Here is a 13026-nt window from a genome sequence, read left to right on the forward strand (position 1 = left end):
AGGAAGAACGGGATGTGCAACTGGGTTATATACTCAATAACCTATCCATCCATATCGCGTGCTTCGATATTGAGTTTTATTGTCATTATTGTCAATCAGTCATTTTGCGATACTTTCGGGCATGCTCCCGAACAGTGGATAGGCGCCAGGCTGGAGGAAATACTGCCAGAAAATTGGCTGGAGCATCTTCAACCAATGATGGTGCGAGCATTGTGCGGCAGGAAGACCAGCCTTAATTTTTCAGTCACGGCAGAGGATGGGCAGGTGTTATACAAGCATGCCATGATCGTGCCGCAGCATGGCATGCTGGGAGCTGGCAAGACCCGTATGGGCTTGCTGATGCTGGTTTCCGACTATTCCGAACAAGCAATGGCGCAGCAGAAACTCATGGCCTTGCTCAGCGACCATGAGGAGCTCAAGGTAGCGCTGGATGCGCATGCCATCGTGGCGGTGACGGATGCGCGCGGCGTCATTATCAGGGTCAACGATAAGTTCTGTTCCATCTCACAATACGAACGCAGCGAGCTGATCGGCCACACGCACCGGATTATCAACTCCGGCTATCATCCCAAAGCGTTTTTCCAGCAGCTGTGGCGCACTATTTCCTCCGGCCAGGTCTGGAATGGGGAAATCTGCAATCGCGCCAAGGATGGTTCTCTTTATTGGGTGCATACTACCATCGTGCCCTTCATGGATAGCGCAGGCGTGCCTATGCAATATATTTCAATCCGCGCGGATATCACCCAGCGGAAAGAACTGGAGCAAAGCATCCAGCACATGGCGCTTTATGATGAGCTGACCGGCTTGCCCAACCGCAGGTTGATGACTGACCGATTGCAGGTGATCTGCTCTACCGCTGCACGGTCCCGGCACCATGGCGCGGTGATGTTTCTCGATCTTGATAATTTCAAGGAAATCAACGATACCCATGGGCATGAGCTGGGCGACGAGTTGCTGAAGCAAGTGGCGCAGCGACTGAGCGAGAATGTCCGCCAAGTGGATACGGTCGCCCGCGCTGGCGGAGACGAGTTCATCCTGCTGCTGGCCGACCTGAGCGAAGACCCCGTCCAGGCTTCCATCCAGGCCTATAACATTGCTGAGAAAGTGCGCGGCATCATCAATGAGCCTTATCATGTCGATCGCTTTGAGCTGTATGCATCTCCCAGCATCGGCATCGTGACGTTTGCGGATGAATCTAAATCTCATGGCGATCTATTGAAACAGGCAGATATGGCGCTGTACCGTGCAAAAGCGCATGGTAAAAACCAGATTTGCATTTTCGACCCATCATTGCAGGCTGAAGTGGTCGCGCGCGCTTCCATGCTGGCAGACCTGCGGCAGGCCTTGCAGAAAGAGGAGTTCCGGTTGTATTACCAGCCGGTCGTCAACCAGCAGCACCAGATTATCGGGCATGAGGCATTGATACGATGGAGTCATCCAGTGCGCGGATTAGTGCCTCCGGTCGAGTTCATCGGGCTGGCCGAGCAAACCGGGCTGATCCAGGATATTGGGCAATGGGTGCTGGTCACGGCATGCCATCAGTTGCATGCATGGAGCCGGGATGAGGTCAAATCCAGATGGACGCTATCGGTGAATGTCAGCGCCCGGCAATTCAGGGATCCGCACTTTGTCGCCAAGGTCAAATATGCTATTCAGCAATCGGGAGCCAACCCGCAGCGCTTGTGGCTGGAGCTGACCGAAAGCATGTTCCACACGGATATCCAGCAGACCATTGAGAAAATGCAGGAGCTGAAGGATATCGGCGTGCGGTTCTCGCTGGATGATTTCGGGACAGGCTATTCCTCGCTCAGCGTACTGAAATTATTGCCCCTTGATCAGGTGAAGATTGATCGTTGCTTTGTGAAGGATGTCATCGACGATCCCAATGACGCTGCGATTGTGCACACCATTTTGGCGCTCGCCAAAATTCTCGATCTTGCAGTGGTGGCAGAAGGCATAGACGCCATTGATCAGTTTGATTTTCTGCAACAGCATGGCTGCCATGCCTTCCAAGGATATTACTTCGGCAAGCCTGCTCCAGTGATTTAATTTGGTTGCAGCAGGAATGAAACAGGGCAGGGAAAGCTGATATGGCTTTCCCTGTTCGCTTTTATGCTATTTGTGCGTCACTCCCAATACTTTTCTCGACACACGCATAGCCGGGCGCAGAGACGGAAGATTGGCTGGGCGGGTGATAGCCAGCCGTGGTATCTTCAATTGGTTAAAAATGGAAAGTGTTTATGCTCAGGCAGACCAAGATTATTTTATGGCGTGTGTTGGCGGTGGTGTCGCTCATCCTGGGTGTAATTGGAGCATTTCTGCCCATCATGCCGACAGTGCCGTTTATCTTGCTGGCAGCCTGGGCGGGCGAGCGTGGCTGGCCGCAACTGGAGCGTTATCTGCTCAACCACCCCAAATATGGCCACCATATCCGCGATTGGCGTGAATGCGGCGCGGTGTCGCGCAAGGCGAAATATATTGCGATCTTCATGATGTCTTGCAGCGCCACCGGTTTATGGTTCTCACCTGCGCCGCAGTGGGCGAAATGGGCAGTCACCTTGATCATGGCAACTGTGGCAATCTGGCTGTGGAAGCGTCCTGAGCCAGAGCGCTCTTGAGGACGGGTGCAGCACAAGCAGGAGTGCATGCTAGAATCCCGCCCATGTCGAAATTTCATGTCCTGATCCCCGCTGCTGGTACCGGCAGCCGCATGGGGACTGAATGCCCCAAGCAATATTTGCCATTGCTTGGCAAGCCGCTGATACACCATACCCTGGCATTATTCGCTGCGGCACAGCGCATCAGCTCCGTACATGTCATCATCAGCCCGGATGATCATCTTTGGGCGCAGCATGTGATAGATGTCGATGCCAAGCTGCATATACACAGACATGGCGGCGACACGCGCGCAGCAACTGTATTCAACGGCCTGGAAGCTATGGCGGGGCAGGTGGCAGCGAATGACTGGGTGCTGGTGCATGATGCGGCCCGTCCCGGCTTGAGCCATGCCATGCTGGAACGCTTGCTGGATAGTGTGCAGGATGACGACGTGGGCGGATTGCTGGCGATTCCCCTGGCCGACACCTTGAAGCGCGCGGATGTCGCGCAACGCGTTGCCAAAACTGAACCGCGTGATGGTTTGTGGCAAGCGCAAACGCCGCAAATGTTCCGCTACGGACTATTGAAACAAGCCCTGCAGCATGCAGGCGCAGCGCCTACGGATGAAGCGCAAGCAGTGGAAGCGCTGGGCTACAGTCCCAAGTTGGTGCTTGGTGAGCTCAGGAACCTCAAGATTACCTATCCACAGGATTTACAACTGGCAGAAGCGATTCTGCTTGCAGATGCCAAGGAGCAGAAAAAATTATGATTAGAGTAGGAAGCGGGTTTGACGTGCATCAATTGGTGGAAGGGCGGCCCTGCATTATCGGCGGCGTGGATATTCCCTTCGCCAAAGGCCTGAAAGGGCATTCGGATGCCGATGTGCTGCTGCATACTATCAGTGACGCCTTGCTCGGCGCAGCAGCGCTGGGCGATATCGGCAAACACTTTCCTGATACCGATGAACGCTTCAAGGATGCGGACTCCAGAGTTCTTTTGCGCCGTGTGGTTGCCTTGCTCAAGGGTAAGCATTACAGCATTGTCAATATCGATGCCACCATCATGGCTGAAGCGCCGAAAATGGCCCCGTATATCGGCGCAATGTGCCAAAACATTGCTGATGACTGCGGTTTGCCAATCGATTGTGTCAATGTCAAGGCAACCACCACGGAAAAACTGGGTTTCACCGGGCGTGGCGAGGGTATTGCGGCGCAGGCGGTGTGCCTGATTCAGCGGTACCAGATCTGATACTGGGATGGGAAAGGTTATTCTGGCTCGTATGCCGGAGCGCAGTGCCACATTAAATACATAAATGGTTGATGAACTTATAAGGTTTTGCCTATCTATTTCATGCACTGTCGACGCACTATTCTTTGTAGGGTGTTCATTCGTGGTTTCTCCTGTGAGGACACAAACACATGTGTTCACTCTGAATAATCCATAGAAAAGGATATCGAAAGTGAAAAAGGTAGAGGTAGTGTTAACTGCCATCGACTTTGAGGATGGCAGCCGTGCTGTTCTGAGACGGGCAGCACATCTGGCAAGCACGCACGCAGCCCGGCTGATCGTACTCCATGTGATTGAGGATGAGCAGCTATCTCATGCGGCACATCATATGAAAAGAGATGAGAGTGAGTTGCGGAAACTTCTTCAGCATGAAGCGGTTACCGCAGTCGAGGCTCTTGTTGCCAAAGGCGAGCTTGCACAATGCGCAGATGTACGGGTGGAGTTTGGGCGGCCATATGAAGTAATCAAGCAGGTCATGGTTCAATTGTGCGCAGACGTCGTCGTGATAGGGCCGGGAAAAGGCAGCACGCTAAAGGATAAATTTCTCGGATCAATTGCGGACAGGGTGATCAGAATGTCCTCTATACCGGTTCTTGTCGCCAGGGAATCATCAGTAAAGCCTTATCAAAATGTGGCAGTTGCCGTCGATGACTCGCCACAGGCTGCAAGCGCTTTTGCCGAGGCTCGCAGGTTGGTGCCCGGCGCAACCTTTCAGCTGGTTCGTGCAGTCGATATTCCTTTTACTTTTCAGCAGTCGATGTTGCGCGCCGGGACTACGCAGGCTGATATGAAGCGTTACCGTGTGGCGCTGGTTGAAAAGGCTCGCGAGAAACTATATGCATTCCAGCAGGATAGTCTTGGCGCGGCTGAGTCTACTATCGAAATCCTTAATGGCGAACCTGGGTCTGCACTGGTGCGCTTCTCGAAAAACTCGCATGTTGATTTGCTGGCCTTGGGAACCCATGGGCGCGGAGTAGTTCTGCAAGCTTTTCTCGGCAGTGTTGCACAATATGTGCTTGGAAGAGCTGCCTGCGATGTTCTGGTCACAAGCACCTGAGAACCTTGATAACGGAGGTGGGCGCATGATGCAGGCAAAGCGCCTGCATCATGCTAAGGATGACAGGTAGAGATGTCTGTGCCATTGGTAGTTAGTCTCTGCGTTCGTCTGAAAAATAAGGGTAGAGCAGGGGAAGCAACAGCAAGGTGAATAGGGTGGCGGAGATCAGACCACCGACGATGACGACGGCGAACGGGCGCTGGGTCTCGGAGCCTATGCTGTGCGAGAGTGCGGCGGGCAGCAAGCCTAGGCCTGCCATGAGGGCGGTCATGATGATAGGGCGCAAACGCGCTACTGCACCGTCGATCACGGCTTTTTTCAGGGCGTAGCCTTCACGCACCAGGTGCTTGATCTGCTCGACCATGATGACGCCGTTCTGCACCGATACGCCGGCCAGGGCGATGAACCCCACGGCTGCCGAGACGGAAAGATGCAGACCCGCTAATCCGAGCGCTGCAAGGCCACCGATCAGGGTGAAGGGAATCATGAGCAGCACCAGCAGGGCATTTTTTACTGACCTGAACGCCATGAACAGTAGGATGAAGATCATCATAAGCGACAGCGGCACAATGACCTGCAGGCGCTTCATGGCGCGCTGCTGGTTCTCGAATTGCCCACCCCAGGTCATGCTGTAGCCGGGCGGCAGCTTGACCTGCTCCTTGACCTTGCTCATGGCTTCAGCGACGAAGCTGCCCTGGTCGCGATTCATGAGGTTGGCCTTGATCGCCACAATCCGCGAAACGCCTTCGCGGCTGACGCGCGATGCACCCTGCTTGATGCTGACGTCGGCGACTTCACCCAGCGGAATGGTGCCTGCGTTATTGGGCAGAGCTACCGGCAATTCCGCAATGTCATCCACGCTGTCGCGGTATTCTTGCTCCAGGCGCAGGGTGACGTCAAAACGGCGGTCACCGTCATAGAAGGTATTGGTGGCATTGCTGGCCAATGCGGTCTGTATGGTGCTGTTGACGTCGTTGACCGTCATGCCGTAGCGGGCGAGCTTGGCCCGGTCCAGCGTGATATTGAGCTCGGAATTGCCGGAAATGCGGATGGCCGCCACATCTCTGGCGCCCTGGATGCTGTTGAGGACGGTGACGACCTGATCTGCCTTGTCTTCGAGCACGGCAAGGTCCGACCCGAAGATTTTGACCGAGATTTCGCCTTTCACGCCGGACAGGGCTTCTTCCACATTGTCCTGGATCACCTGGGAAAAGTTGGTGGGGATGCCGGGGATGGTATGGATTTTCTCGGAAATGTTCTCGATCAGCGCTTCCTTGCTGGCAAAGCGCCATTCGTTATGCGGCTTGAGGTCGGCAAGTATCTCGATATTGTTGGGGCCTTTGGGGTCGGTGCCGTCGTCCGGGCGGCCCACATGGCTGACCACCAGGCGGACTTCCGGATAGCTTTGCAGGATGCCGCGCACATGCCGTTCCACTTCCTTGGTTTTCATGAGGCCTGTGGAGGGCGGCAGGCTGATAGTGAGCCAGATGTTGCCTTCGTCCAGCTTGGGCAGGAATTCGGAACCTAGCCTGGGTGCCAGTAACAGCGACACTGCCAGCAAGCCGGTGGAAACAACGACTAGCGGCCAGCGGAGATTTTCGGTTTTCAGCAGCAATGCGCCGTAGCCTTCCTGCAGCTTGTGCATCCACTTGCTGTGTTTTTCTGCCATGTCTTCGCGGCGCATGGTGTAGGAGAGCAGGGCGGGCACCAGCGTCAATGTCAGCAGGATCGCGCCCAGCAAGGCAAAGCTCAGGGTGAAAGCCATGGGAGAGAAGATTTTTCCTTCCACCCGCTGGAACGTGAAGATGGGCAAGAAGGCCAGGATGATGATGGCCTTGGAAAACAGGATGGGGCGGCCCATTTCCACGGCGGTCTGTTTCAGGGTATGCAGGCGCCAGCCGAAGGTGGCCTGTTGCGGCAGCTTGTCCACCTGTGTGGTCGCCAGCCTGACCATGAGCGCCTCGACCAGCACCACGGCGCTGTCGATGATGATGCCGAAGTCCACTGCGCCCAGCGAGATCAGGTTGGCGGAAACGCCGCGGATATCCATGATGACGAAGGCGAACAGCAGGGAAAGCGGGATGACCGACGCCACGATCAGGGCAGCGCGCCAGTTGCGCAGGAAGATGATGAGGATGCTGACTACGAGCAGCGCGCCGACGATCAGGTTTTCCGTGACGGTGTGCATAGTGTGCTGGATCAGGGTGGTGCGGTCGTAGAAAGGCATGATTTTCACGCCGGATGGCAGCCGGGTGTTGATTTCATTTACTTTTTCCCGTAGCGCGTCAATTACCTTGGCCGGGTTCTGGCCCTTGCTCATGATAACAATGCCTTCCACCACGTCATCCTGGTCGTTGAAGGCGACGATGCCTGAGCGGGTGCGGTCGCCGATCGCGACCTGGCCGATATCGCTGACCAGGATGGGCTTGCCATCCCGGGAATCAATGACGGTATTGGCAATATCGTCCAGGCTCTTGTAGAGGCCGATGCCGCGCACGACGAGGTCTTCATCGCCACGGTGCATGAGGCCGCCGCCGACATTGCTGCTGTTGCCGCTCAGCGCCTGATTGACCTGGTCGACGGTGAGATTGAATTTCTTCAGCAGGTATGGATCCAGCCTAACCTGATATTCCTTGATGCTGCCGCCGAAGCTGGTGATGTCAGCCACGCCGGGCACGGTGCGCAGCATGGGGCGGATCTGCCAATCCTGTATCGCGCGGATTTCACGCTGCGGCATATCCTTGGGCGCTTCCACCAGGTAACGGAAGATTTCGCCTACCGCGGTGGAGAGCGGGGCGAGGGTGGGCTGGTATTCGGGCGGCAGGTCTACGCCTTGCAAGCGCTCCAGTACTTGTTGCCGTGCGAAATAGTCGTCGGTTTTTTCAGAGAAGGTGAGGGTGATCACCGACAGGCCAGTGATGGATACCGAGCGCATCTGCGTCAGGTGGGGCACGCCGCTCATCTCATGCTCGATCGGCAGGGTGACGACCCGCTCGACCTCCTCCGGCGCGAGACCTGGCACCTGGGTGACGATGCCGACATGCACATCCTCGACATCGGGAAATGCCTCGATCGGCATGTTATCCACGGCAAAATACCCGGCAATGATCAGCGCCAGGGTGCCGAGCAGCACGAACACGCGCTGTTGCAGCGAGAAGGTAATGAGTTTTTCCAGCATGATATGCCCTTATTTACCCGCTGCGAGTTCGGAGTTGAGCAGGATGGCGCCTGAGATCACCAGCTTTTCATTGCTGGAAAGCCCCTGCTTGACGGTGGCGTAATCGCGTGCCTGCACGTCTAGGGTGACGCGGCGCTTCTTGATATGACCGGGGCTGGTTTCGACGAATACATAGCTGTATAGCCCCTCGGTAATCAGAGCGCTGTTGGGGATGCGGATGACCTTGCGCTGATCCTGGCTCAAAGGCGTGATGCGGGCATACATCTCCGGCTTGAGCCTGCCTTGACCGTCAATCGCGCAACGTATTGGAATGCGCCGCGTGGCGGGGTCTATCATGCCGCCGATGGAAAGCACCTTGCCGGTAAAGGTTTCGCCCGGATAGGCATCCACTTCCACGAAAACAGGCTGCCCGATGCTGACTTTGCCCAGGTCGCGCTCCGGCAGGTCTATGCTGGCCCACAGGTGGTTGGGGTCGGTGATGATGAACAATGGGCTGGCCGCATCCGGCCGGATTTCGCTGCCGGGATTGGCCTTGCGGTCGACGATCACCCCGGCAAGCGGCGCACGCACGGTGTAGTCCTGCGTGCTGTTGCGGCTGGCGCCGAGGTTGCCGAGCAGCGCATGCGTTCGCGCGGATTCCGCCGCCGCCGCATCCAGGTCCGCTTTGCTGGCTTCCAGCTCCTTGCGGGGGATGACGCCGCCTTCCAATAACATCTGGTTACGCTCGTAAGCCTGTTTTTTCAGCTGCAGGTCGGCAGCGGCCTTGTGGGCGTCGGCGAGCGCGCTGCCGAGGTCGGGGGAATCCAGGGTCATCAACACTTGTCCCGTCTTGACGCTGTCGCCTATTTCCGCGCTGATCTTGAGCGCGCGGCCCGCAATCGGGGAACTGACCCTGGCGGTATAGTTCTCGTTGAAGATGATTTTGCCGTTCAATGGCGGCGCGGCCGGCGCGGGAATTTCGGTCACGGTCTCTATTTTCAGGCTGGCCAGCTGCGGAGCATCGGGGGCCAGCACGATTTCATCGGCGGCTTTGGGGGCTGTGGCGGGCTTGACGTCGGCAGCTGCCCAGCCGGAAACGGCACTGAAAGACAGGGCGATAAGCGGAATCAGGAATGTTTTCTGCATGGTATGGATGGCTTCTTGGTTATTCGTTGGTATTGCGGTTCAGGGCCGCCTGCCAATTGGCGAGGGAGATAGCGTAATCGGCATGTGCGGTGGCGGCATCAATCTGCAAGGCGCGGAACACCCGGCGTGCATCCAGCAGGTCAGTGACGCCCATGGCGCCGTGCTGGTAGGCGAATTCCGCGGCCTGGGCGGTTTTCTCGGCTTCCTGCAACATATGCTCATCATAGCGGGTAGTTTTTTCAATGGCGGCGTCCAGGTCGGCACGGGCCCGCTGGATTTCGCTGACGGCGTTGGCGCGGATGCGCTCTTCCGCTTCCAGCGACGCGGTATAGTCGACTTCCGCGCGGGCGATTTCTCCCTGATACTGATAGCCGGTGAACAAGGGAATGCTGAATCCCGCGCCTATCGTGTTGCGGCTGGGGCCATTGCCGGGATAGTGCTCAAGCTGCAGGCCGACCGTGATGTCCCGCGTGGTCAGGGATTGCGCGAGCTTGCGGTTGTCATCCGCCATCTGGATGCGGGCCATGGCAGCCAGGATATCCGGGCGCTGTTCCAGCGCGGTGTTGATGTCCGTCACTGCATTTTCGACTGCGCGCCAGTGGTCGCTGATGACGATGCTGCGGGCATCCTGTTCCCGGCCGAGGAGATAAGCCAGGTCCGCCTGGGCTTTTTCCTTGTCGGCACGCGCCTGGCGCAGGTGATTCTGCGCGCGCAGCACGTCGATGCGGATACGCGCGGTATCCGTGCTGGAAATATCCCCGGCTTTCAGGCGCAGCTCCGCCACCTTGAGCATATTGTCATACAGCGCCTGGTTTTCCGTGAGGATGCGCTCGGTTTCCTGCGCCAGCAGCAGGTTGTAAAAAGCGGTCTAGAGATTCAGTTTCTGCTGGCGCAGGCTATCGGTCTGTTCGAGTTTGCTTGCCTGCACCGCGCTGGCGGCCATGGCCATGCGTAGGCCACGCTTGTTGCCGCGCTCGATGGGCTGGTCTATGCGGGCAATGGTATCCAACGTCTTGTCGTTGAGATTGCTGCTGCCATTGCTCCTGGAATAGCTGAAATTGCTGGTATTGAGCGAGAAGGTCGGGTTGGGACGTTGCGCGGCAGCAAGGGAATCCGCTTTTGCGCCTTCCACGTTGCGCCGCGAAAGTAGGAGCTCCCGGTTGTTGCGATAGAACAGCTCGCTGGCTTGCGGCAAGGTCAAGGCACCGAGCGGGGTATTTTCTTCAGCATGAAGTACGGGAGGCAGGTTCAGGCTTAACACGATGAGACTGGTAAACGCCAAGTGACGCAATGGCATGCAGAATCTCTCTTTCCATTCAGGACACGGGTGTGCGGTGAATAGTAAACGCGACTAAAACGCTTTAGTTTACAGATTCATTAACTTTAATTTGCCGGATTTGAATATTGGCAGAGTTGCCCTAGGCCAGCCTTAATGCAGCCTGGCAATAGGCTGACAAAATGGAAAGGTTGAGGGGTAGGGAAGGCAGTATTTAAGCCTTGATCAATACGATGACTGCGCCACTGCCGCCATCCTGCTGGCGTGCCTGGGCGTAGGCGATGACTTCATCTTTCTGCATCAGCCAGTTGCGCAGCTTGTGCTTCAGGACTGGCTCGCGGTTGCGGGAGCTCAGGCCCTTGCCGTGGATGATGCGCACGCAGCGGATGCCGCGTTTCTTGCAGTGAGAAAGGAATTCGGCGACATAGAGCCGGGCTTCGTCACTGACCATGCCATGCAAGTCTATGGTGGCTTGCACGACCCAATGGCCGCGGCGCAGTTTGCCCAGGATATCGGGCGAATGGCCTTCGCGCAGGTACAGCAGCTCTTCGCCGCTTTCCATTTCATGGGCGGGGATATAGCCGTCGCTCAGTGAGTCTGCGAGCGCCTGGCGTTCGTCGCGCAGAAACTGGCGGGGAATGGGTTTGGGTTTAGGCGGGGGCGGGGTATGGTAAACGCGGGAGGGTTTCAGCGGGCGAGCGCCCTTGATGGCGTCAAGAAACAGCCTGCTTTCATCATCTTCAATGTCATCGTCGTGCTCAGCCATACCTGCAAAGAATCCCCGCAGGTTTAGCCTGCGGGGATTTCTGGATTATGACAATTGATCCAAATAGCGTTCGGCATCGAGAGCTGCCATGCAGCCTGTGCCTGCGCTGGTGACAGCCTGGCGATAGATGTGATCCTGTACATCGCCGGCGGCGAAAACGCCTGGAATGCTGGTGGCGGTGAAGTTGCCCTCACGCCCGGCCTTGGTAATGATATAGCCCCATTCCATGTCCAGCTGGCCTGCAAAAAGATCGGTATTGGGCTTGTGGCCAATCGCGATAAATACGCCTTGCAGCGCGATTTCCTTGGTGGCGCCGCTGTTGACATCCTTGATGCGCATGCCTGTGACGCCTGAGTCGTCGCCCAGCACTTCATCCAGCGTATGGAAGGTTTCGAGCACGATGCGGCCTTCCTTGACGCGTTCCATGAGCTTATCCACCAGGATGGCCTCTGCCTTGAATTTGTCGCGGCGGTGTACCAGGGTCACTTTGCTGGCGATATTGGCCAGATAAAGGGCTTCCTCGACAGCTGTATTGCCGCCGCCGACCACTGCGACTTCCTGGTTACGGTAGAAAAAGCCGTCGCAGGTGGCGCAGGCAGAAACACCCTTGCCGGCGAAGGCTTCTTCGGAAGGCAGGCCGAGATATTTGGCGGAAGCGCCGGTGGCAATAATCAGGGCATCGCAGGTGTACTCACCGCTGTCACCGATCAAGCGGATGGGTTTTTCGGTCAGCTTGGCGGTGTGGATATGGTCGAAAACCATTTCCGTATTGAAGCGCTCAGCGTGTTTCTGGAAGCGCGCCATCAGCTCTGGCCCCTGGACACCATCGGCATCAGCGGGCCAGTTATCGACTTCAGTGGTGGTCATGAGCTGACCGCCCTGGGCGAGGCCGGTAACCAGCACGGGTTTCAGGTTGGCGCGTGCTGCATACACAGCGGCAGAATAACCCGCCGGGCCGGAACCCAGAATCAGCAGGCGAGCGTGTTTTGTTGCCATACGGTGAGTACTCCTAGGATGCAATAATTAAATTGGTTAATAGTTAGGCTTTTTCCAGCATGCTGCGCAGCATCCATGCGGTTTTTTCATGGACTTGCAGGCGCTGGGTCAGCAGGTCTGCCGTGGCTTCGTCAGCGGCTTTGTCTGCAATGGGGAAGGCCGAACGGGCTGTGCGCACAACGGCTTCATGGCCGGCAATCAATGCCTTGATCATATCCTGGGCATGGGGAATGCCATCGGTTTCCTCGATGGAGGTCAGCTTGCTGAACTCCTTGTAAGTACCCGGTGCAGGAAAATCCAGCGAGCGGATGCGTTCAGCGATCTGGTCAACAGCAGCCCATAGTTCGTTGTATTGCTCCTCGAACATCAGGTGCAGGGTGCGGAATTGTGGACCTGTTACATTCCAGTGGAAGTAATGGGTTTTGAGATACAGGGTGTAAGTATCTGCTAGAAAGCGGGAAAGTCCTTCAGCTATTTTTTTGCGATCTTTTTCGCTGATGCCAATGTCTACCATCTTAACTTCTCCTTATTGATGAGGTGTATGAAATACATCATGCTGAACGTGACTGTGGTGATTTCCAGTCATGCTTTATATCAGACATTCCTGACAATTACTAAGTTTCGCGATAAGTTCTGCTAGTGTAGGCGTCAGTACGTAATAGGTGCAAATTGATTGTGTTTATCTGGATGATAGAAAAACTCAATCGTCATGGCTGCTCATCCAGAATGGCTTGTCGACACTG

Annotated in this window: 11 protein-coding genes and 1 pseudogene; 5 read left to right on the forward strand and 7 right to left on the reverse strand. The window is 56.3% G+C overall.

What is annotated here, in order from left to right; all coding sequences use genetic code 11:
• Window positions 1–12 precede the first annotated feature (12 nt).
• The 5 genes from V7Z75_RS03630 (at window position 13) to V7Z75_RS03650 (ending at window position 4942) form a co-directional block, all read left to right on the forward strand.
• The gene (locus V7Z75_RS03630; RefSeq protein ID WP_334107246.1) at window positions 13–2049 is read left to right on the forward strand and encodes a putative bifunctional diguanylate cyclase/phosphodiesterase; all 2037 of its coding nucleotides are present in this window, start codon (window positions 13–15) and stop codon (window positions 2047–2049) included.
• Between the two features lie 191 nt (window positions 2050–2240).
• Window positions 2241–2618, forward strand: a complete 378-nt coding sequence (locus tag V7Z75_RS03635; protein ID WP_334107247.1) for a YbaN family protein — start codon at window positions 2241–2243, stop codon at window positions 2616–2618.
• A 44-nt stretch (window positions 2619–2662) separates the two neighbouring features.
• The gene (ispD, locus tag V7Z75_RS03640) at window positions 2663–3367 is read left to right on the forward strand and encodes a 2-C-methyl-D-erythritol 4-phosphate cytidylyltransferase (protein WP_334107248.1); all 705 of its coding nucleotides are present in this window, start codon (window positions 2663–2665) and stop codon (window positions 3365–3367) included.
• The gene (gene ispF / locus V7Z75_RS03645) at window positions 3364–3846 is read left to right on the forward strand and encodes a 2-C-methyl-D-erythritol 2,4-cyclodiphosphate synthase (RefSeq protein WP_334107249.1); all 483 of its coding nucleotides are present in this window, start codon (window positions 3364–3366) and stop codon (window positions 3844–3846) included. Before ispD ends, ispF begins: the two co-directional genes overlap by 4 nt.
• Window positions 3847–4057: 211 nt before the next feature.
• Window positions 4058–4942 carry a universal stress protein gene (locus V7Z75_RS03650; RefSeq protein WP_334107250.1) on the forward strand — a complete coding sequence of 295 codons (885 nt, stop codon included), beginning with the start codon at window positions 4058–4060 and terminating at the stop codon, window positions 4940–4942.
• A gap of 91 nt (window positions 4943–5033) precedes the next feature.
• Here V7Z75_RS03650 and V7Z75_RS03655 read toward each other — a convergent pair whose 3' ends face one another.
• The 7 genes and pseudogenes from V7Z75_RS03655 to V7Z75_RS03685 all read right to left on the reverse strand — a co-directional run bounded on the left by V7Z75_RS03655 (window position 5034) and on the right by V7Z75_RS03685 (window position 12797).
• Entirely contained in the window at window positions 5034–8120 is a 3087-nt protein-coding gene (locus V7Z75_RS03655) for an efflux RND transporter permease subunit (RefSeq protein WP_334107251.1), read from the reverse strand.
• Between the two features lie 9 nt (window positions 8121–8129).
• The gene (locus V7Z75_RS03660; protein ID WP_334107252.1) at window positions 8130–9245 is read right to left on the reverse strand and encodes an efflux RND transporter periplasmic adaptor subunit; all 1116 of its coding nucleotides are present in this window, start codon (window positions 9243–9245) and stop codon (window positions 8130–8132) included.
• Window positions 9246–9264: 19 nt separating this feature from the next.
• Window positions 9265–9822 (reverse strand): TolC family protein, encoded by a 558-nt coding sequence (locus V7Z75_RS03665; RefSeq protein ID WP_334107391.1) that lies wholly within the window; start codon window positions 9820–9822, stop codon window positions 9265–9267.
• 72 nt (window positions 9823–9894) lie between these two features.
• Window positions 9895–10542, reverse strand: a pseudogene (locus V7Z75_RS03670) (TolC family protein); the annotation flags it as partial.
• A 193-nt stretch (window positions 10543–10735) separates the two neighbouring features.
• The gene (locus V7Z75_RS03675; protein ID WP_334107253.1) at window positions 10736–11287 is read right to left on the reverse strand and encodes a Smr/MutS family protein; all 552 of its coding nucleotides are present in this window, start codon (window positions 11285–11287) and stop codon (window positions 10736–10738) included.
• A 45-nt stretch (window positions 11288–11332) separates the two neighbouring features.
• Entirely contained in the window at window positions 11333–12283 is a 951-nt protein-coding gene (gene trxB / locus V7Z75_RS03680) for a thioredoxin-disulfide reductase (protein WP_334107254.1), read from the reverse strand.
• Window positions 12284–12326: 43 nt separating this feature from the next.
• Window positions 12327–12797 (reverse strand): Dps family protein, encoded by a 471-nt coding sequence (locus tag V7Z75_RS03685; protein WP_334107255.1) that lies wholly within the window; start codon window positions 12795–12797, stop codon window positions 12327–12329.
• Window positions 12798–13026 lie beyond the last annotated feature (229 nt).

The sequence above is a fragment of the Methylobacillus sp. genome, assembly GCF_036844465.1.
Taxonomy (GTDB): domain Bacteria; phylum Pseudomonadota; class Gammaproteobacteria; order Burkholderiales; family Methylophilaceae; genus Methylobacillus.